The organism is Embleya sp. AB8 (assembly GCF_049739465.1).
Taxonomy (GTDB): Bacteria; Actinomycetota; Actinomycetes; order Streptomycetales; family Streptomycetaceae; genus Embleya.
The window spans coordinates 139,320-158,696 of sequence record NZ_JBMHHY010000017.1; the positions used below are offsets into that span (position 1 = coordinate 139,320).

A 19,377-nucleotide genomic window follows, 5' to 3' on the forward strand; every position below is an offset into this window, starting at 1 on the left:
CAGCCCGACTTTCACCCACAGCTTTCACAGCTTTTCGAAGGGCCCCCGCCTTGTCAGCTTCTTCCACCGCACCCGAGGGCATCATCAACCCGCCCATCGACGAGCTCCTGGAGGCGACCGACTCCAAGTACAGCCTCGTCATCTACGCGGCGAAGCGTGCTCGGCAGATCAACGCCTACTACTCGCAGCTCGGCGAGGGCCTGCTGGAATACGTGGGTCCGCTCGTGGACACGCACGTGCACGAGAAGCCGCTGTCGATCGCGCTTCGCGAGATCAACTCGGGCATGCTGACCGCCGAGCCGATCGAGGGCTGAGCGAGTCACGCGACGCAGTACCGAGGGCTCGACGGGAATCCGTCGGGCCCTCGGTGCATCCGGCGGTGTTTTCGAGCCGGGAACGGGCGTACGTTTGGGCGGCATCGGCTGATCCGGAGGGTGGGCGACGCGGGTGGACCGGAGCGAGGACGGCACGCAGGCGCCGAGGCAGCGGCGCCGGTTGCCGGTGGACACGCTGCTCGACGCGCCGCTGAGCCGGGCCGGTGACCGGGCCCGGGAGCTGGGCGAGGCGGGCTTCGACGGGGTGTTCACCTTCGAGGGCCCCACCGATGTGTTCCTGCCGCTGGTCCCCGCCGCCGCGGCGGGCGTGGACATCATGACCAACATCGCGGTGGCCTTCCCGCGCAGCCCCACCCACCTCGCGCACACCGCCTACGACCTGCACCTGGCCTCGCACGGCCGGTTCCGGCTCGGCCTGGGCACCCAGATCCAGGCGCACATCGAACGCCGCTACGGCGCCAAGTGGTCGCGCCCGGTGGCCCGGATGGCCGAGACGCTGCGCGCGGTCCGCGCGGTGTTGACCTGCTGGCAGCAGGAGACGCCGCTGGACTTTCGCGGCGAGTTCTTCGACCTGACGCTGATGCCGCCGACGTTGCGGCCCGGGCCGAACCCGTACGGACTGCCGCCGCTGCTCGCCGGCGGGGTGGGGCGGCGGATGGTCACCATGGTCGCCGAACACGCCGACGGGCTGCTCGTACACCCGCTCAACACCGACCTGTTCGTCCGCGGCCCGATCACCGACGCGGTGACCGACGGCCTGGTGTTGTCCCAGCGCTCCCGCGAGCGGTTCCCGGTGATCCTCGACGTGATCGTGGCCGCCGGGCGGACCGAGGAGGAGCTGCGCGCCGCGATCAAGGGCGCGCGGGCGATGGTCGCCTTCTACGCCGCCACGCCCGCGTATCGGCCGGTGCTCGACGTCGAGGGCTATGGGCCGTTGCAGGTCGAACTGCACGCGCTGATCCGGGCCGGCCGCTGGTCGGACATCCCGCACACGATCGACGACACGCTGCTCGCCCGCGTGGTGGCGATCGGCGAACCCAAGGACGTCGCGGCCGAACTGGCCTCGCGCGCCCACGGGGTGGCCGACCGGCTGGGCTTCTACCTGCCGTATCGGGCCGACCCGGCGTGCGTGTCCGAGGTGCTGGACGAACTGCGCGCGCTCACCTGACGTCGAGTCGGTGAGTTTGGTGTGATTCACGGCTTTCGCCCGGTCGCGTGCCGGTCGCGAACCGTACCGGTGGGCGCGTCCCGGTGACAGGACGGCGGGCAACGGCCGCCCGCCCGACACGAGATCCCTCCGTCGGGGGCCGTGTCGTAGGCTCGCGGTGCCGGTCGGGACTGGACCGGTCGCGCCGAACGAGCAGGAGCAGCGATGAATACCGGACCCCGACCCCGTGTCGTCCTCGGTGTCGCCGGCGGCGTCGCCGCGTACAAGGCGTGCGAACTGCTGCGCCGATTGACCGAGTCCGGGCACGAGGTCCGGGTGGTGCCGACCGCGTCCGCGCTCAACTTCGTCGGCGCGGCCACCTGGTCGGCGCTGTCCGGACAGCCGGTGGCCACCGGCGTGTGGGACGCGGTGCACGAGGTCCCGCACGTGCGGATCGGACAGAGCGCGGACGTGGTCGTGGTCGCCCCGGCGACCGCCGACCTGCTCGCCAAGGCCGCCCACGGGCTTGCCGACGACCTGCTCACCAACACGCTGCTCACCGCGCGCTGTCCGGTGATCTTCGTGCCCGCGATGCACACCGAGATGTGGGAGCACCCGGCCACCGCGGACAACGTCGCGACCCTGCGCCGGCGCGGCGCGATCGTGCTCGAACCCGCGGTGGGCAGGCTGACCGGCAAGGACACCGGCAAGGGCCGACTGCCCGAACCGGAGGAGATCTTCCAGGTCGTCCGGCGTACGCTCGCCCGCGGTACGACCGCCCCCGACCTGGTCGGGCGGCACGTGGTGGTCACCGCCGGCGGCACCCGCGAGCCGCTGGACCCGGTTCGTTTCCTGGGCAACCGCTCGTCGGGCAAGCAGGGCTACGCGCTCGCCCGCACCGCGCTCGCCCGCGGTGCCCGGGTCACCCTGATCGAGGCCAACACCGGCCTGCCGGACCCGGCCGGGGCCGACGTGGTGCATGTGGGCACCGCGCTCGACCTGCACGAGGCCGTGGTCGAGGCGGCGGCGAAGGCGGACTGCGTGGTGATGGCCGCGGCCGTCGCCGACTTCCGGCCCGCGAACCGGGTCGGCGGCAAGATCAAGAAGACCGACGCGGAGCCGGACGCGATCGCACTGGTCAAGAACCCGGACATCCTCGCCCAGCTCTCCCGGGACCGGGCCCGGGCCGGCCAGGTCGTGGTCGGCTTCGCCGCGGAGACCGACGACGTGCTCGCCAACGGGCGCGCGAAGCTCGCGCGCAAGGGCTGCGATCTGCTCGTGGTCAACCGGGTCGGCGAGGAGTTGACGTTCGGGACGGACGTCAACGAGGCGGTCGTACTGGCCGCGGACGGGACCGAGACGCCGGTTCCGCACGGTCCGAAGGAGGATCTGGCGGACGTCGTGTGGGATCTGGTGGTGCCCCGTTTCGGCTAGTTCATCCGTCGTTTCGAGCGCCCGAACACCCCAAGTTCACACAAAGTGAGCAACGCCACGCCGTCCATGTCGTGGGATACCCCGTCCCGCCTCGGGGGTCGTGGGGATAAACTCGACCCCAGTATTCGGTGGACCCGCCCGTCCCGACCTGCCCAGGCCGTCGACGGGGCCGGGTCCACCTGCCAGCCAGCAGCCGCTGCAACCCCAGGGAGCGATGTGTCCCGCCGTCTGTTCACCTCTGAGTCCGTGACCGAAGGTCACCCGGACAAGATCGCCGACCAGATCAGCGATTCCATCCTGGACGCGCTCCTCAAGGAAGACCCGAAGAGTCGGGTCGCCGTCGAGACGCTGATCACCACCGGCCAGGTGCACGTGGCCGGCGAGGTCACGACGCAGGGCTACGCCGACATCCCCACGATCGTGCGCGAGCGGGTCCTGGAGATCGGCTACGACAGCTCGAAGAAGGGCTTCGACGGCGCCTCGTGCGGCGTGTCGGTGTCCATCGGCGCGCAGTCGGCCGACATCGCGCAGGGCGTCGACACGGCGTACGAGAACCGGGTCGACGGCGACGAGGACGAGCTGGACCGCCAGGGCGCGGGCGACCAGGGCCTGATGTTCGGCTACGCGTGCGACGACACCCCCGAGCTGATGCCGCTGCCGATCACGCTCGCCCACCGGCTGGCCAACCGCCTGGCCGAGGTGCGCAAGAACGGGACCATCCCCTATCTGCGCCCGGACGGGAAGACCCAGGTCACCATCGAGTACGACGGCGACCGCCCGGTCCGCCTCGACACCGTCGTGGTCTCCTCGCAGCACGCGGCCGACATCGACCTGGACTCGCTGCTCGCGCCGGACATCCGCGAATACGTGGTCGAGCCGGAACTGGTCGGCCTCGGCATCGAGACCGAGGGCTACCGGCTCCTGGTCAACCCGACCGGCCGGTTCGAGATCGGCGGCCCGATGGGCGACGCCGGGCTGACCGGTCGCAAGATCATCATCGACACCTACGGCGGTATGGCCCGGCACGGTGGTGGCGCATTCTCCGGCAAGGACCCGTCGAAGGTGGACCGCTCCGCGGCGTACGCGATGCGCTGGGTGGCCAAGAACGTGGTGGCCGCCGGGCTGGCCCGTCGTTGTGAGGTACAGGTCGCGTACGCGATCGGCAAGGCCGCGCCGGTCGGCCTGTTCGTCGAGACGTTCGGCACCGAGGCGGTGCCGGTGGAGACCATCCAGGCGGCCGTGGGCACCGTGTTCGACCTGCGCCCGGCCGCGATCATCCGGGACCTGGATCTGCTCCGGCCGATCTACGCGCAGACCGCGGCGTACGGCCACTTCGGCCGCGACCTCCCGGACTTCACGTGGGAGCGGACCGACCGGGTGGACGCACTCAAGGCCGCCGCCGGGCTCTGAGCCCGGGGACCTTCGCCCGCTTCGGTACCCGTCCCGGTACTTGTCGTGCCGTTACGCCGCCGGCCGCGGCGCGCGCCCCTCGGGGTTGCGCGTCGCGGCCGGCGGCGTTTGTGCGGGCGGTGTTTGTGCCGATGGGGTGGGGCGGGCCGGGGTGGCGGCGTGGCCGGGCGGCGCGGGGGCCGGCCCGGGGCGGGAGCCGGGGGGTGCGGCTCAGGCGGCCTGGGCGGCCAGGCGCAGGCGGGTCATCAGGTCGATGCGGTCGCCGCCGGCGGTCATCGCCGGATGGGCGTGCAGCGCCTCGACGGCGTCGCGGGCCTGGGCCCACAGCCGGGCCTGCTCCGCCTCGGTGAGTTGCCCCGCGTACCGGGCGATGGCCTCGTAGGCGGCGTCTCGAGCGCGTTGCAGTTCGATCAGGTCCGCCGGAATCGGCTGTTCGGACATGACGTAGAGCTTACGAGAGTCCGCGTAAACACAGGGTTAGCTCCGGATTGCCGCGGACCCCACGGAAGATCGGTTTCAGATGGCCTGGTGCTCGCCGCGACCGGGCTGTGGTGCGGGATGGCGCGGTATGCGGAATTCGGTCACCGGCGGCATACAGAAGATGGTCAGATCGCAGGCCACGCCGACCGCCTGGCTGGGCGTGTGGCCCAGGTGCAGCGCGGCTCGGGCGTACTCCCAGCCGGAGCCGATCGCGCCGTAGTCGTAGTAGAAGACGTCGAAGTCGCTGCCGGTCTCGAACAGTTTGCCGTCGAACGCGAACATGAACTCCGACTTGGGCTCGAAGCCGCCCATCTTGCGCTTGCCCCATTCGACGAACTCGGCGTAGAACTCCAGGACATCGCGTTCCTCGGCGGACCCGGGCGTGTGCGTGTCCAGGAACAGCCGCATCAGATTGATGTCGCGCAGCAGTCCGGCGCCGCCGAAGATCAGGTTCTCGCCGATCTTGTACAGCTTGGTGCCCTCGGTCTTCGCCTGCCCCCAGGTCACCTGGGAATCGGCGGCCATGACGATCGACTCGTCGATCATTCTTCCGGCGACGACACTCATCAACGCCCCCTGTACGTACGGCTGTTCCTGATCCGGACGGGCCTGTTCAGGATCGCAGAGGGGTGGGGATCGGCGCAGGTGTTCGAGGTGGTGCGGTGGTGCGGTGGTGTGCCGGGGCCGGGGCCGGGCCGGTGCGGGCGCCGAGGGCCGGATGGGTTCGGCCGGTCCTCGGCGCCCGAGGGAGATGTTCGGGTCAGAGGCGGACGACGACCTGGTCCAGGGGCTTGCGCCGGATGTCCGGTACGCGGGCGTCCTCGGCCGGGTAGCCGACCGGGATGACGTAGGCGGCGCGCTCCTCCGGCGGGCGCCCGCACACCTCGTTGAGGAAGCGCATCGGGCTCGGCGTGTGGGTCAGCGTGGCCAGCCCGGCCTGGTGCAGCGAGGCGAGCAGCAGACCGACGGCGATGCCGACCGATTCCTTCGTGTAGTAGGGGCGCGGCGAGTCCGGGCCCTTGTGCACCTCGAACACCACGATCACCACCGGCGCCTCCTCCAGGAAGGGCTTGTGCCAGTCGGTGCCGATCGGCGCGAGGGCGGTCAACCATTCGTCGGACGCGCGGTGTTCGTAGAACTCGCGCTCCTCCTGCTCGGCTGCCTCGCGCAGGTGTCGCTTGCGCTCGGGATCGGTGAGCACGACGAAACGCCAGGGTTGTACGTTCGCGCCGCTGGGCGCGGTGCCGGCGGTACGGATCGCCCAGTCGACCACGTTGTCCGGGATCGGGCGGGACGAGAAATCGCGGACGGTGCGGCGTTGGGCCATCACGTCGTGGAAGGCGCGGCTGCGGGCTTCCGCCTCGTGGGCGGGGACGCCTCGGTGCCGGTGCGGAACCGTGGGGTAAGTGGGTTCATCGACCATGGCCGACAGCACAGCACGACGCGGGGGGTCGGTGGAAGGTCCCGCCGGGGTCGACCTCGACCTGCTTTTCGGGGTGGAACCGCGGGCGGGTCAGCCGGCTGGTCGAGTCGCCCCGGTTCGGGTGGAGACGGCCGATGCGGGGGTGGCGACGGGAGCGTTGGCGGGCGTGTTCCCGGGCGTGTTCCCGGGGGTGTTGGTGGGGGTGGGAGCGGGGGTGGTGCGGGTGACCCGGAACTGCCGGCCGGTGCCCGGGACGGTGACCACGGAACCGGCCCAGGCCTCGGTTACCCGGCGGGCCAACTCGGACTCGGAGTACCCGGCGTGGGCCAGATCCGCGCGCAACGCGCGGGCGGCGGACTCCCGGGTCCCGGTGTGCAACGTCTGCCAGTCGTGCCCACTCGTCTCGCGTGTCTGCGCCTCGTGCATGGGTCCGCTCCCTCCCCGGTCGATCAGGACCGGGTCTTCCGTCCCTGCCCCCCGGACCACCCTGCGCCGGCGATCAAAGATCGTCCAAATCCATCAGGAAATATCAGCCTCAGGCATGAGACGAACGATCGGGTCTACTTCGCCGGAACGAGCGGTTGGGTGGCTCTCGGGCCAGGTGGGGAGCGGGTCTCTCCGACCGGTCGGGAACCGCGTCGGGCGGCGCCGAATGAACCGGCGGGCGCCGGGGCACCGTCACTCGGGTCCTCGGGCACAGGGTTGTGCCTCGGACACGCGGGCACGAGCAGATCAGGGAAGGTGGCAGGCGATGAGTGACGACACGCGGGACCCGGTGGACGACTCCCCGGACACGCCCGGCGACGACGGTGTACTCGGCCCCGAGGACACGCTGTCCACCGACGACCTGTCCTACGACCCGCTGGACACCGGGATCCTGCCGCCGGATCGCTGGTCGGCGGCGGAACGATACGGCAACACCCCCGAGGAGGGGCGGCGCGGCGAGTCGCTCGACCAGCTGTTGGCCGAGGAGGAGCCGGACCTCGCGTTGGACGACGTGGTCTCCGACGAGTGGGAGAACGGCCCGGACCCCAGGGCGGGCCGGCTGGTCGCCGAGGACGAGGGCGCACACGAGGACACCGAGTCCGAGGCGGTCGCCCGGGACGTCGGCATCGACGGCGGCGCGGCGGGGGCGGAGGAGGCGGCGATGCACATCATCCCGGAGGAAGAGGTGCCTTGAGGCGCGTGGCGCGCGGGGTTGCTTTGCTGCGGTGGTGAGGTGGACGTGGGTCGGGTCGGGTCGGCGTACCGCCTGTTGTCCTCAAGCGCCGGACGGGCTGGATTTGGTTGGCCTGAGTGCCCGGGGTTGCGGGTGGTGTGGGGTTGGTTGGCCTGGGTGGCGGCGTTGGTGTGTGTCGGTTTGGTGGCGTGCCGCCTGTTGTCCTCAAGCGCCGGACGGGCTGGATTTGGTTGGCCGGGGTGCCCGGGGTTGCGGGTGGCGTGGGGTTGCGCCTGTTGTCCTTGAGCGCCGGACGGGCTGGGTTTGGTGGGCTGAGGGGGAGCGTGGGGCCTGGGGTTAGGTGAGGTTGGGGGGTGTGAGGCCGAGGATTGATTCCGGGGTGGGTTCCGGGCCGGTCAGTGGGCGGCCGTCGAGTAGGTCAAGGGTTGCTGCCAGGGATGCGGCGGTGGCGCGGGCGGCGCCGGCGGTGAGTGGGTCGCCGGTGTGTTCGGCGAGTCGGGCGAGTTCCTGTTCGGCCGCCGGGCGGTCCGCGATCAGGGTGTGGCGCAGGTCGGTGAGTGGGCCGGCGATCCAGGACTCGGCCTCCGCCTCGGTTTCGGCGACCGTGCGCATGGCGTCCACCCAGCGACCGACCGTGCCCAGCGACTCGCGGGCGTACTCGAGTAGGCGCCGCCGGGCCGGGCCTTCGAGGCGGTGGCCCTTGCCGTTGCGGAATTCCTCGTCGATGGCGGATAGCCGGTTCTCGAGTTCGTGATGCTTGGTCAGTCGGCGCAGGGCCTCGGCGACTTCTTCCAGATCGCGCCGATCGTTGCCGGCTGCCTGGCGCAGCAGCCGGCCGAGCAGGCCGTCCTCGGGCCGCCACCATAATTGCGCGATCGACGTCGCGCGCGGGAAGCGTAGGTGGCGCGGGTGCTGCAGGGCCTCGGCGGCCTCGGCCGCGCACGCCGCGGCATTGGCCTCGGCCTCGGCCGGCGCCTCCAGGGCGCCGAGGTTGCGGGTGCCGCCGAGCAGTCCCTGCGCGGAGCCGGTGGCGATGTGTCGGGCCAGGCCGGCCACGGCGGGCAGGTCGCCCAGGCCGCAGGCGGCCTCCTGGAGCAGGCCGTAGGTGCTGTGGCCGCACAGTACGGCGGCGCGGGCGGCGGCGGCCACGGTGAGCAGTTGGGTGGCCCGGTCGTGGCTGGGCTCGCGCATCGCCATTTCGTCGAGTTCGTCGCGTAGGGACATCGCGAGGGCGCCGGTGTCCGAGCGGGCGCCGTTGGCGAAGGCCAGGGCGCGCAGCGCGGATATTCGTTCGGGATGGTCGGTGGAGAGCGCGTATGCCGAGACGTAGTCGCCGCGGCCGATCAGGTCGCCGATCAGGGCCGCGGTGTCGGGCGTGGTGGGCGTGGTGGGCGGGGGCGAGGGTGATGGCGGCGGCGACGGGGTGGTGGGCTTGGGGTTCTTCGGGCTGGGTTCGGCGGGCTCCGGGTCTGCTTCGGGCTCGTCGGGCTCGTCGGTCTCCGGGGCAGTGGCGGTCGTCGGCTGTGTGGTTTCGGGCGTCGGGGTCGGGTCGGTTGCCGGTTCGGGTGGGGTGTCGGGGGCCTCGGGCGCCGGTGGGGGGTCGTCCTGGGCGTCGGAGGGTGGGGTTTCGGCCCAGGAAAGGCGGCCCCGGAGCGCGGCGTTGACGATGGTCGGGTCGGGGAGGTGCGGGCGGATCGTCTCGGCCAGCGTGTCCACGCCGTCGTCCTGATCGGCGGCGATCGTGTCGATCAGCGTGCCGAGGTCGCCCAGCGCCGGTACCCGACGTCGGTCGGCGGTGTCCCAGCTTTCGTGACGTTCGCTCAGATCGGCGGCCAGTTCCCGGAGTTCATGGATGGCCGCGGCATGGATCGGCGGGCCGGCCAGGTGTCGGAAGCGGTCCACCCCGGCGAGTTCGCGGGCGTGTACGGCGGCCTCGTGCGCGGTGATCGCGGCGGCCAGGCCGGGCCGGTCCTCGGGCAGCGTGTCCGCCTCGGCGCCGACCAGTACGCCGACCGCCTCGCGGGCCTCGGTGACCGCCGGGCCGACGTGCGCGAGCATGGTCAGGTCGGCGTCCTCCGGGGCCCGGCCGGCCGCTACGGCGGCGGTCACCGAGTCGGCGGCGGCCCGGGCCCGGCCGAGTGCGTCGTCGAGTGAGCGCAGCGGCGACGGGGGCTCGCTCGCACCGCACATCCGGTCCCGGCAGAACGCTTCGAACCGGCGGCACGCGGCCACCACGTCGGTGATCACGTCCGCGGGCCAACCGGGCAGTGCGAGGTCGGCCTCGGTGAGCGCGAGGCGCAACAGCGCGGCGGCCTGGCAGCTGAAGCCCCAGTCGGCGATCGCGGTGAGCCGGACCAGGTCCGGGGGGAACGTGGTGGTCTTCAGGCTCTCCAGGATCTCGCCGTCGAGCGCGCCGGAATCGGTGTCCAGGGTCGCGGGCAGCAGTACGCGCAGCACAGGCAGGGTGACCACCTGGGCGGTGTAGCCGCGGACGCTCGGGGTCTGTTTGCGCAGCCGCTTGAGCGCGTGTTCGGCGATCGCGGGGGTGGGGCGGCGCGCGGGCGGTACCCGCAGCGCGCGCAGGGTGTCGGTGCGCGTGGGGTTCGGCAACCGCCACAGGGCGTCCGCGAGGACGTCCGGGGCGATTGCCGCGAGACAGTCCACGAGTGGGTCGCCCAGGCGGGCGAGTTGCACGGCGACCGCCGACTTCTCCCGGGCTATCTCCTGTTGATCGTGATCGGGATGATCCAGGAAGGGTTGCAGTTCGCCGGACGAGGTGGCCCACCACAACCAGTCGACGCTGCGGGACCGTGGCTGACGCACCATTTTGGCCTCCCGGGGAGCGGGGCTGGTCTCTGGTTATACCGCCGTGGGCCCGAGATGCGGACGGTTCTGGCGGAATCGCAAGGAATGAGGGTGGGTCGATGTGGGGCTATTCATACCCCTGGGTGGTATAGGTGGGGGTGGTCGGCGACCGGCGACCGGCTGCGGGTTGTGGGCTGTGGGCTGGGCGCGTGGAAGGGAGAGGGGAATCGGATGGAGCACGTAGGGGATGCCGAGGGGCATGGTCGGCACGCCGGGCACGCCGCGCATGCCGGGCATGCCGAGATGTTCCGGCGTAAGTTCCTGTTGAGCCTGGTGCTTTCGGTGCCGGTGCTGGTGCTGAGTCCGATGCTTGCGGACGTACTCGGTTACCACGAACCGTCGTTCGCGGGGTCGTCGTGGATTCCGCCGTTGCTCGGCACGGTCGTGTTCGGCTACGGGGGATGGCCGTTCCTGACCGGTGCGCGGGCCGAACTCGCAGCGCGGCAGCCGGGGATGATGACGTTGATTGCGATGGCGATCACGGTCGCCTTCGGCGCGTCGTGGACCTCGACGCTGCACATCGCGACGCACGAGCTCGACTTCTGGTGGGAATTGGTCCTGCTGGTCGACATCATGTTGCTTGGTCACTGGCTGGAGATGCGCGCGTTGGGGGCTGCCTCCGGGGCCCTGGACGCGCTTGCCGCGCTGCTCCCGGACGAGGCCGAACGGGTGGGCCCGGACGGGGAGTTCGAACGGATCCCGGTGGCCGGACTGCGGGTCGGCGACACCGTGCTGGTGCGTTCCGGCACGCGGGTGCCGGCGGACGGGACGATCGCGGACGGCGCGGCGGAGTTCGACGAGTCGATGATCACCGGCGAATCGCGACCGGTGCCACGTGGCGTGCGGGACACCGTGGTCGCGGGGACGGTGGCGATGGACAGCGCGGTGCGGGTGATGGTGACCGCGACCGGGGAGGGTACACAACTGGCGGGCATCCGGCGGCTGGTCGCCCAGGCGCAACAATCCCGGTCCCGGGCCCAGGCGTTGGCGGATCGGGCGGCGGCGCTGCTGTTCTACTACGCGGCGGGCGCCGCGATCATGACCGTGGTGGTGTGGTCGCTGCTCGGCGACGGCGGATCGGCGATCGGGCGGACGGTGACGGTGCTGGTGATCGCCTGCCCGCATGCGCTCGGGCTGGCGATCCCGTTGGTGATCGCGATCTCGACGGAACTGTCCGCGCGGCAGGGCATCCTGATCAAGGATCGGATCGCGTTGGAGCGGATGCGCGACGTCGATGTGGTGCTGTTCGACAAGACCGGGACACTCACACGCGGCGCGCCCGCGGTGACCGGGATCGTGGCGGCGCCGGGGTGGGACGAGACGAAGGCGCTGCTGCTCGCGGGCGCCGCCGAGCGGGAGAGCGAACATCCGCTGGCCCGGGCGATCGTGCGGGCGGCCGAGGAACGTGGACGGCCGGTCGCGGCGAGCGGGTTCCGGTCGATGACGGGCCGGGGTGTCGAGGCGGAGGTGGCCGGCACCCGGGTGCGGGTCGGCGGGCCGGCACTGCTGCGGGAGGCGGGCGTACGGGTACCCGACGCGCTTACGGCGGCCACCGGCGCGTGGGTCGGGCGCGGTGCGGCGGTGTTGTACGTGCTCGCCGACGACGAGGTGGCCGGGGGGCTTGCCCTGGAGGACGAGATCCGGCCCGAATCTCGGGCGGCGGTACGGGAGTTGCACGCGGCGGGGGTGCGCGTCGGGATGCTCACCGGGGATGCCCGGCAGGTGGCCGAATGGGTGGGTCGCGACCTCGGCGTGGACGAGATCTTCGCCGAGGTGCTTCCCGGCGACAAGGCCGCGAAGGTGGCCGAACTCCAGGCCGGGGGCCTGCGGGTGGCCATGGTCGGCGACGGCGTCAACGACGCGCCGGCCCTGGCCCGGGCCGACGTGGGCATCGCCATCGGCGCGGGTACGGACGTGGCGGTCCAGTCGGCGGGCGTGGTGTTGGCCACCGACGACCCGCGCGCGGTGTTGGGCGTGCGCCGATTGTCCAAGGCCGTCTACCGCAAGATGCGGCAGAACCTGGCCTGGGCGGCCGGCTACAACATCGTCACGGTCCCACTCGCCGCCGGCGTCCTGGCCTGGGCGGGCGTGGTCCTGCCGATGGAGGTCGGCGCCATCCTGATGAGCCTGTCCACGGTGGTCGTCGCCCTCAACGCCCAACTGCTGCGCCGGTTGGACCTCCGCCCGACCGGGACTGCCGGCTGATCACGCCCCAGGCGATGGGTAGCCTGCCGGCGTGATCGAGATTGACGACGCGGTGGAGTGGCGGGCTACGCGGGCTTGGGTCGAGGGGGCCCTGGGCTCGGGGGAGCGGGTGGTGGGGGCTGCGCGGTTGGTCGGTGGGTGGAGTTCGGTGATGCGGCGGTTGCGGGTGGTCGGGGCTGACGGGGAACGGGAGTTGGTGCTGCGGTCGTTTGTGAAGCCGTTCTATCTGCGGCACGCCGAGGGGTTGTTGGGGCGGGAGGCGGCGATCCTCGGGCTGCTCGCGGGGAGCGGGATTCCGGTGGCGGAGTGTCTGGCGGTGGATGCGCTCGGTGAGTACTGCGATCATCCGTCGTTGTTGATGTCCCTGCTTCCCGGGGAGATTCGGCTGGGGGACGAGGGGGTCGGCGAGCGGATCGGGTTGTTGGCTCGGCAACTCGTGGCTGTGCATGGGGTGGTGGTCGGGGAGAGGGACGAGCCTGGGTCTCGGGCTCGGCCTCGGGAGTATCAGGCGTGGACGGCCGCCGAGCGGGTGCGGGTACCCGAGGGGACCGGGCGACCCGAGCTCTGGCGGCGGGCGATCGAGCTGATTCGGCGCGAACCGCCTTCGTATCGCGGGTGTTTCCTGCATCGGGACTTTCATCCGGGCAATGTGCTCTTTGCCGGGAAGGGTGCCGATACGCGCGTTGCCGGCGTGGTCGACTGGGTCGAGACCTCGTGGGGGCCGGCGGATCTGGATGTCGCGCACTGCTCGACCGCGTTGGCGCTGTTGCACGGTCCGGAGGTCGGGGTGAGCTTTGCCGCGGCGTACGTCGCGGCCGGTGGGCGGTTGGCCGAGGACCCGGCGGAGCGGCGGTACTGGCGCCTGCTCGACGCGCTCGCGTTCGCCCCGGACGCGGAGAAGGTCGCGGTGCCGTGGCGGACGGCCGGGCGCACGGATCTGCCGGCCGAGGTGACGGGCGGGCGGTTGGAGGCGTATCTGGACGCGGTGCTTCGGATGGGGTGAGTGCGTGGTCGGCGCCGGTTCAGGCGCAGGGTACCCAACTGCCGTTGGTGGCGGCCGAGGTGCGGATTGCGTCGAGGACCTGTTGGGCGGCCACGCCGTCGGTGAAGGTGGCGTGGCGGGGAGATTCGGCGGGGATCGGGGTGTTGTTGATCAGGGCGGCGAAGGTGCCGGCCAGGCGGGTGTACGGGGCTCGGTCGATGCCCATCGAGTGGAGTAGGTCGTAGGCCGTGTGCATCAGGTCGGCGGGTGGCGCGATGGGGTCGGGTGTGCTCAGATCGGCGGGGGTTTCGATGCGGCGGTCGCCGTTCGCGTCGGCGAGCCAGACGTCGTCGAATTCGGTCCAGGCCGTGCCGTGGGTGCCCGCCACGCGGGTGGTCAGCAGGGGCGGGCCGTAGATTCCGGCGGAGCTTTGCATCGTGCCCTCGACGCCGGTGACGGTGCGGAAACGGATGTTGAAGGTGTCCTCGGCGGTTTGCCCGGGGCGGTCCGCGACCAGGGGCAATCCGGCGCTGACCCCTGCGAACTCGCCGAGGGTGTGCCGGATCTGGTCGATCCAGTGCGAGGCGTGCGCGCCGAGCCAGCCGCCGCCCTGTTCGGCGCGGCCCCACCAGGCGGGTACCTCGGCGGCCGGGCCGGTCAGTACCGGGATGTGCAACAGCCAAGTGGCGAGCCGGGGTTCGCCGATCGCGCCGGCCGCGATCAGGCGCGCGAGCAGGGCTTGGGAGGCCTGCCAGCGGAACTCGGTGCCGAGCAGGTGTACCACGCCGGCCTGTTCGGCGGCGGCCAGCATCCGGCGGGCCTGGGCCGTGTCGCTCGCGAACGGCTTCTCGCATACGACGTGTTTGCCGGCGGCGACGGCGGCGAGCACGATCTCGGCGTGGGTGTGCGGCGGCGTGGCCACGGTCACCGCGTCCACACCGTCGAGGGCGAGCGCGGCGTCGAGGTCGGTGAACGCGGATGGGACGCCGAAACGTTCGGCGCGCTCGGCGGTGCGGACGGGGTCCCGGCCGACCAGCGCGCGTACCTCGAAGCCCGCGTCCCGGAAGGCGGGCAGGTGGGTGATGCACCCGAAGCCGGTCCCGACGATCGCCACACCCAGTGGTTTGTTCTTCGGCGCCATGAGGTGGCTCTCCTTCACCGGGTGCTGCGGGGCTGCGGGGCCGGATGGCGCGCTTACGGTAAGGGAAGCTGTCCGAAGTTGCCATTGTGCGGTGGTGTGACGAAGGGCATTCGGTGGCCGGGTGGCCGGGTGGCCGGGTGGCCGGGTGGCCGGGTGGCCGGGTGGTCGGTCCGGTGTTGGCGCGGCGGATGTGGGCGGTGCGGGTCGTGTCGATGCGGAGTGGGGCCCGGGCCCGGTGGGGTGCGGTCGGGATTCTGGTATCGATGATCGTGTGTCTCTTCTCGATTGGATGGTGGGGCCGTCATGACCGACATCTCCGGCGACTCGACGCCCGGGCTCGAGTTCGCACAGGCCGTGCTCGCCGCGCAGCCGTTCAGTCGGCTCGTGGGTGCGCGGGTTGCCGCGTTCGGGGGCGGGCGGGCCGTGCTGGCGATCGACGTGCGGGACGAACTCCGGCAGCAGAACGGCTTCTTGCACGGGGGCGTGCTGGCGTACGCGGCCGACAACGCGATCACGTTCGCCGCCGGGAGCACGTTGGGCTCGGGGGTGTTGACGGGCAGCGTTTCCGTTCAGTATCTGCGGCCGGCGGTGGGGGTCACGCTGCGGGCGGAGGCGCGTGTGGTGCATGCGGGGCGGCGGCAGGCGGTGTGCGATTGCGAGTTGATCATGGTTGCCGAGGACGGGGGCGAGCTGGTGTGCGCGATCGGTCGCGGCACGGTGCTGGTGGTGGACGGGGGCGCCGGGTGAGGGGGTGACGGGTAAGGGCGTGATCGGATCGTTTCGTCGGGGTACAACATCGCCGGGCCGGAGGTGGAGGGGGTGTTGGGTACCCATCCGGATGTCGCCGAGTGTGGCGTGGTCGGGGTGGCCGACGAACGGCGCGGGATGGTCGTCAAGGCGTATGTCGTACTGCATCCGGGGGGTGGCGCGGGCGAGGCGACCGCGCGGGCGTCGCAGGAGTTCGTGAAGCGGACGATGGCGCCGTACAAGTACCCGCGGGTGGTCGAGTTCGTGGGTGAGTTGCCGCGGACCAGTACCGGCAGGTTGCGGCGCGGGGAGCTGCGGCGGTGGGCGGCGCAGGGTACGCCGGTCGCGGGTGCGCGGCCGGTGCCCGGATAGGATCGCCGGCGTACCAGACTCCGCGAGGAAGGCGACCATGGCGGAGAGTGCGACGGCTCGGCCCAGCTCCTTGATCAACACCGTGTACGGGGCATTCGTCCGGGGGCTTGGCGGGTGGATCTCGATTGCCGACCTGATCGTGCTGATGGGCGAACTCGGCGTGGACGCGCCTGCGGTGCGGTCGGCCATCTCGCGGCTGAAGAAGCGGGGCACACTCACCCAGGAGCGGCGGGACGGGACCGGGTATCGGCTCAGTCCGGCGATGGAGTCGATCTTCGACGAGGGTGATCGGCGGATCTTCGGCAACCTGGAGCCGGCTCGGCTGGCGGACGGGTGGGTGCTCGCGATCTTCTCGGTGCCCGAGTCGGAGCGGGCGCATCGGCATCAGCTGCGGTCGCGATTGACGTGGCTGGGCTTCGGGAACGTGTCGCCGGGGGTCTGGATCGCGCCGGCCCGGTTGTTGGAGGACGCCCGGCGGACCTTGGTTCGGGTCGAACTCGCGGACTACGTGCACCTGTTCACCGGGGCTGCGGCGAGTGGGCGGCGGCTCGGCGAGGCGGTCGGGGAGTGGTGGGACTTCGAGGCGATCGAGGAGCAGTACGCGCTGTTCACGGATGAGTATGGGGCTGCGGCGGCCTCGTTGGTGGGGCGGGCCGGGGTGGATCCGGGTGAGGCGTTTCGGACCTATGTGCCGATGCTCACCCAGTGGCGGCGGTTGCCGTATTTGGATCCGGGGTTGCCTGCGGAGTTGTTGCCGGCCGATTGGAATGCGGTCGAGGCGCGGAAGGTGTTTTTGGAGTTGCACTCGGTGCTTGTGGGGTTGGCCCGGGAGCATGTTTGTGCGGTTGCGGGGTTGGTGGCGGGACGCACGTGAGCTTTGGGGTTTTGGCCTCACTTGCCGGCCGGGCTTCTTGGCCTCAAGCGCGGGCCGGGCTGGGGTGGCCTCACTTGTCGGCCGGGCTATTTGGCCTCAAGCGCCGGCCGGGCTGATTTGGTTTCCGGCGGGGCTTGGGCGTTGGCTGAGTTTGGTTGGCCTCAAGCGCCGGCCGGGCTGAGTGGCCTCAAGCGCCGGCCGGGCTGAGTGGCCTCAAGCGCCGGCTGGGCTGAATGGCCTCAAGCGTCGGCCGGGCTCAATGGCCTCGAGCACTGGCCCGGCTGAGTGGCCTCGAGTGCCGGCCCGGCTGAGTGGCCTCGAGTGCCGGCCCGGCTGAGTGGCCTCGAGTGCCGGCTGGGCCGTTTGTTGGGTCTTCGGCTTGGCCCCGGTGTTGCTTGGGTCCGTGTGCCGGGTGGCTTGAGTGGTCTCGAAGGTTGGCTGGGACGGGGGGTGTTGGGTGCCGGCCGGGCTGTGGGGGTGGCTCGGCCGGCACCTTGGGGGTGGGTCAGACCATTGTTTTGGTCAGCCAGCGGAAGACGTTGGGGACCATTCCGCGCCAGACGTCGGTGCCGTGGCCGCCGCCGGCGATTTCGGCGACTGTGACGGCCGTGGGGGGCTTGGCGGCGGTCTTGAGCGCCTGGGCGTCGCCGTAGCCGTCGCCCTTTTCGCCCGCCATGTACAGCGAGACCTTGGGGGGCTGCTGGGCGTTCTTGAGGATGGTGAGCGGGTTGGAGGCCACGCGGAGAGCGGGGTCCTTGGCAGTGACCGAGTCGGACTCGCCCTTGGGGTCGTTGTAGCCGGAGAGGCTCACCCCGGCGCTGTAGCGGTCGGGGTGGAGCAGGGCCATCCGCGTCGCGCAGTGGGCGCCGGCCGAGTAGCCCGCGATCGCCCAGTGCTTGGGGTCGGACTCGGCCCGGAAGTTGTCGATCACCATGCGGCGTACGTCGCCGGAGATCCAGGTGTCCGCGTTGGCCTTGCCCGGCACGTCCGCGCAGCCGGTGTCCTCGTTGCCCGCGAGCAGCTTGGTGCGCGGCGAGACCAGGATGAACGGCTGCACCTCGCCCTTGGTCATCATGCCCTTGAGCTGGCCGTTGACGTCCAGCGTGCCGAACCAGGCCTTGGCCGAGCCGGGGTAGCCGGGCAGCAGTTCGACGACCGGGAACTTCTTGTCCGCGAACGCCGGGTCCTTGTACTGCGGCGGCAGCCACACGTAGACCTCGGCCTCGATGCCCGACTGCGCGCCCTTGAGGCTGGTCTCCTGGACGCCTTCGCCCATCTTGCTGTCGGAGGCCGGCTCGAACTTGCTGAGTATCTTCTGCTCGGGCGCGGGCGGCGGGGCCGGCTCGCGGGCCTCGACCACGTGGCTGCCGCCGGTGCCCAGGAAGTCGTCCCAGGTGTCGTAGAGGCTGTTCGCGTTGTTGACCATCACGAAGACCATCATGATGGCCGTCGCCTGGCAGGTGACCAGCAAGAACAGCCGGGCGATGATCTTGACCGGGTTGGGACCGGGGATCCGATTCCAGACCGCCAGGGCCAGCACCAGGGCTGCTATCGCGAGCACGATGGTCGTTATGTAGAAGGGAGTACCGGTCAGGCTCACTGTGGTCTTCCAGGGTGATTCAGCGACGGTCCGGACACGGTCAGTCGGCGGTGGGTGGGGACATGTGCCGGCCGAGCCAGCCGAGCAGGTCTGGCGTCATCTTCTTGAAATGCGAAGTGAGATGCTTCCCGCCGGGCTGCTCGTAGTACTCGATCTTCACGGGTGGCGCCGCCTTCGCGACGAAGGCCTTGACCAGCTTGACCTCGGCCGCATCGCCGCCGCCCGCGGTCGCGTAGATGTCGATGTCGGCCTTGCCCGCCCCGATCAACTGGTCCGGGCTGTTGGCCAGTCGATCGGCCTCGTGACCCTTCCACAGCGGGCTGTCGGGGTTGAAGTAGCCGTCGATCGGCACCGCGACCTTGAACTGGTCGGGGTGTTGCAGGGCCAGCTTGACGCTGCAGAACGCGCCGGTCGACGCGCCCATCAGACCCCAGCCGGCGGGATCACGCAGGGTGCGGAAGTTGGCCTTGACCAGATCGGGGATGTCCTGTGACATCCAAGTGCCCATCTTCGGCTGGCCCGGGATGTCACTGCACTCGAGGCTGCGCTTCTCGTCCTTCTCCAGGTTCTGTACGGGCATCACCATGATGAAGGGGTGGCTCTTGCCCGCCTTGACCTCTTGGGTGTTCATCGCCTGGATCGGCAACTGGTTGTCGGTCCAGGTGTTGTAGCCGTTGCTCTGGCCGCCCGCGTACAGCGTGAGTACCGGGAAGCCGTGCTTCGCGTACTTCGGGTCGTTGTACTCGGGCGGCAGCCACACCCACACCTTGCCGGTGACCCCGGACTTGGGGCCGGTGTACGTGGTCATCATGATCGGCCCGACCGGGGTGGTCGTGGCGGTCGTGAAGTTCGTCGCGGGGCCGGTCGGCATGGCGACCTTGGTCGGCGCGGCGGACTTGCCCGGCGGGGTCGTCGATTGCCCGCCGGGTTGGTTCGGCCCGGTCGTGCTCTTGGCGTGATCGGTCGACGAGTCGCCGGACGAGCCGCACGCGACCGCGGTTACCGCGAGCAGTACGGCACCGAGCATCGCCGTCGCACGACGACGTGCGGAAAGGGGGTTCAAGGGAAGGGCTCCGGCAGGCGTCAGAGGGTGCTGTTGACAAAAACGACCTTAACCGGGCGGTGAAGCGGTCACTCGACGGCTCTGTAACAGCCGTCCATCGATCGGTGGGACGTAAACAG

General features: G+C 71.0%; 18 protein-coding genes. 10 read left to right on the forward strand and 8 right to left on the reverse strand.

Annotation, left to right across the window (positions count from 1 at the left end):
• Nucleotides 1–50: 50 nt before the first annotated feature.
• From rpoZ to metK, 4 genes are all read left to right on the forward strand, one after another.
• Nucleotides 51–314 carry a DNA-directed RNA polymerase subunit omega gene (gene rpoZ, locus ABIA38_RS25600; protein WP_020551792.1) on the forward strand — a complete coding sequence of 88 codons (264 nt, stop codon included), beginning with the start codon at nucleotides 51–53 and terminating at the stop codon, nucleotides 312–314.
• 133 nt (nucleotides 315–447) lie between these two features.
• Nucleotides 448–1,503, forward strand: a complete 1,056-nt coding sequence (locus tag ABIA38_RS25605) for a TIGR03617 family F420-dependent LLM class oxidoreductase (RefSeq protein WP_424641162.1) — start codon at nucleotides 448–450, stop codon at nucleotides 1,501–1,503.
• Between the two features lie 204 nt (nucleotides 1,504–1,707).
• Nucleotides 1,708–2,916 carry a bifunctional phosphopantothenoylcysteine decarboxylase/phosphopantothenate--cysteine ligase CoaBC gene (gene coaBC / locus ABIA38_RS25610; protein ID WP_424641163.1) on the forward strand — a complete coding sequence of 403 codons (1,209 nt, stop codon included), beginning with the start codon at nucleotides 1,708–1,710 and terminating at the stop codon, nucleotides 2,914–2,916.
• Nucleotides 2,917–3,132: 216 nt separating this feature from the next.
• On the forward strand, nucleotides 3,133–4,326 hold the full coding sequence (gene metK / locus ABIA38_RS25615; RefSeq protein ID WP_424641164.1) for a methionine adenosyltransferase: 1,194 nt from the start codon (nucleotides 3,133–3,135) through the stop codon (nucleotides 4,324–4,326).
• A 210-nt stretch (nucleotides 4,327–4,536) separates the two neighbouring features.
• On the opposite strand, the gene ABIA38_RS25620 is transcribed toward metK, so the two are convergent.
• The 4 genes from ABIA38_RS25620 to ABIA38_RS25635 all read right to left on the reverse strand — a co-directional run bounded on the left by ABIA38_RS25620 (nucleotide 4,537) and on the right by ABIA38_RS25635 (nucleotide 6,655).
• Nucleotides 4,537–4,767 (reverse strand): hypothetical protein, encoded by a 231-nt coding sequence (locus tag ABIA38_RS25620; protein WP_424641165.1) that lies wholly within the window; start codon nucleotides 4,765–4,767, stop codon nucleotides 4,537–4,539.
• Nucleotides 4,768–4,842: 75 nt separating this feature from the next.
• On the reverse strand, nucleotides 4,843–5,373 hold the full coding sequence (locus ABIA38_RS25625; RefSeq protein WP_424641166.1) for a hypothetical protein: 531 nt from the start codon (nucleotides 5,371–5,373) through the stop codon (nucleotides 4,843–4,845).
• Nucleotides 5,374–5,566: 193 nt separating this feature from the next.
• Nucleotides 5,567–6,229 (reverse strand): nitroreductase family protein, encoded by a 663-nt coding sequence (locus tag ABIA38_RS25630; protein WP_424641167.1) that lies wholly within the window; start codon nucleotides 6,227–6,229, stop codon nucleotides 5,567–5,569.
• A 90-nt stretch (nucleotides 6,230–6,319) separates the two neighbouring features.
• Nucleotides 6,320–6,655 carry a hypothetical protein gene (locus ABIA38_RS25635; RefSeq protein ID WP_424641168.1) on the reverse strand — a complete coding sequence of 112 codons (336 nt, stop codon included), beginning with the start codon at nucleotides 6,653–6,655 and terminating at the stop codon, nucleotides 6,320–6,322.
• A 325-nt stretch (nucleotides 6,656–6,980) separates the two neighbouring features.
• Between ABIA38_RS25635 and ABIA38_RS25640 the strand changes: the two genes are divergently transcribed.
• Nucleotides 6,981–7,409: a DUF5709 domain-containing protein gene (locus tag ABIA38_RS25640; RefSeq protein WP_424641169.1), complete on the forward strand. Its 429-nt coding sequence runs from the start codon at nucleotides 6,981–6,983 to the stop codon at nucleotides 7,407–7,409.
• Nucleotides 7,410–7,745: 336 nt separating this feature from the next.
• Here the strand turns inward: ABIA38_RS25640 and ABIA38_RS25645 are convergent, their stop codons facing one another.
• A complete protein-coding gene (locus ABIA38_RS25645; protein ID WP_424641170.1) occupies nucleotides 7,746–10,235 on the reverse strand; it encodes a hypothetical protein in 2,490 nt (829 codons plus the stop codon).
• 210 nt (nucleotides 10,236–10,445) lie between these two features.
• Here ABIA38_RS25645 and ABIA38_RS25650 point away from each other — a divergent pair, with 210 nt between their 5' ends.
• Both ABIA38_RS25650 and ABIA38_RS25655 read left to right on the forward strand, forming a co-directional pair.
• Nucleotides 10,446–12,479, forward strand: a complete 2,034-nt coding sequence (locus ABIA38_RS25650; protein WP_424641171.1) for a heavy metal translocating P-type ATPase — start codon at nucleotides 10,446–10,448, stop codon at nucleotides 12,477–12,479.
• Nucleotides 12,480–12,510: 31 nt separating this feature from the next.
• Nucleotides 12,511–13,482: a phosphotransferase family protein gene (locus ABIA38_RS25655; protein ID WP_424641172.1), complete on the forward strand. Its 972-nt coding sequence runs from the start codon at nucleotides 12,511–12,513 to the stop codon at nucleotides 13,480–13,482.
• A 19-nt stretch (nucleotides 13,483–13,501) separates the two neighbouring features.
• Here ABIA38_RS25655 and ABIA38_RS25660 read toward each other — a convergent pair whose 3' ends face one another.
• Nucleotides 13,502–14,602 carry a Gfo/Idh/MocA family protein gene (locus ABIA38_RS25660; RefSeq protein WP_424641173.1) on the reverse strand — a complete coding sequence of 367 codons (1,101 nt, stop codon included), beginning with the start codon at nucleotides 14,600–14,602 and terminating at the stop codon, nucleotides 13,502–13,504.
• Nucleotides 14,603–14,905: 303 nt separating this feature from the next.
• On the opposite strand from ABIA38_RS25660, the gene ABIA38_RS25665 reads away from it, so the two are divergent.
• The 3 genes from ABIA38_RS25665 (at nucleotide 14,906) to ABIA38_RS25675 (ending at nucleotide 16,595) form a co-directional block, all read left to right on the forward strand.
• Nucleotides 14,906–15,349 carry a PaaI family thioesterase gene (locus ABIA38_RS25665; protein WP_424641174.1) on the forward strand — a complete coding sequence of 148 codons (444 nt, stop codon included), beginning with the start codon at nucleotides 14,906–14,908 and terminating at the stop codon, nucleotides 15,347–15,349.
• A gap of 72 nt (nucleotides 15,350–15,421) precedes the next feature.
• A complete protein-coding gene (locus tag ABIA38_RS25670; RefSeq protein ID WP_424641175.1) occupies nucleotides 15,422–15,721 on the forward strand; it encodes an AMP-binding enzyme in 300 nt (99 codons plus the stop codon).
• 37 nt (nucleotides 15,722–15,758) lie between these two features.
• Complete coding sequence (locus ABIA38_RS25675) at nucleotides 15,759–16,595, forward strand: PaaX family transcriptional regulator C-terminal domain-containing protein (protein WP_424641176.1); 837 nt, start codon at nucleotides 15,759–15,761, stop codon at nucleotides 16,593–16,595.
• Nucleotides 16,596–17,100: 505 nt separating this feature from the next.
• Here ABIA38_RS25675 and ABIA38_RS25680 read toward each other — a convergent pair.
• Nucleotides 17,101–18,195, reverse strand: a complete 1,095-nt coding sequence (locus tag ABIA38_RS25680; RefSeq protein WP_424641177.1) for an alpha/beta hydrolase — start codon at nucleotides 18,193–18,195, stop codon at nucleotides 17,101–17,103.
• Nucleotides 18,196–18,235: 40 nt separating this feature from the next.
• Nucleotides 18,236–19,258, reverse strand: coding sequence for an alpha/beta hydrolase (locus ABIA38_RS25685; RefSeq protein ID WP_424641178.1), 1,023 nt, complete (start codon nucleotides 19,256–19,258; stop codon nucleotides 18,236–18,238).
• Nucleotides 19,259–19,377 lie beyond the last annotated feature (119 nt).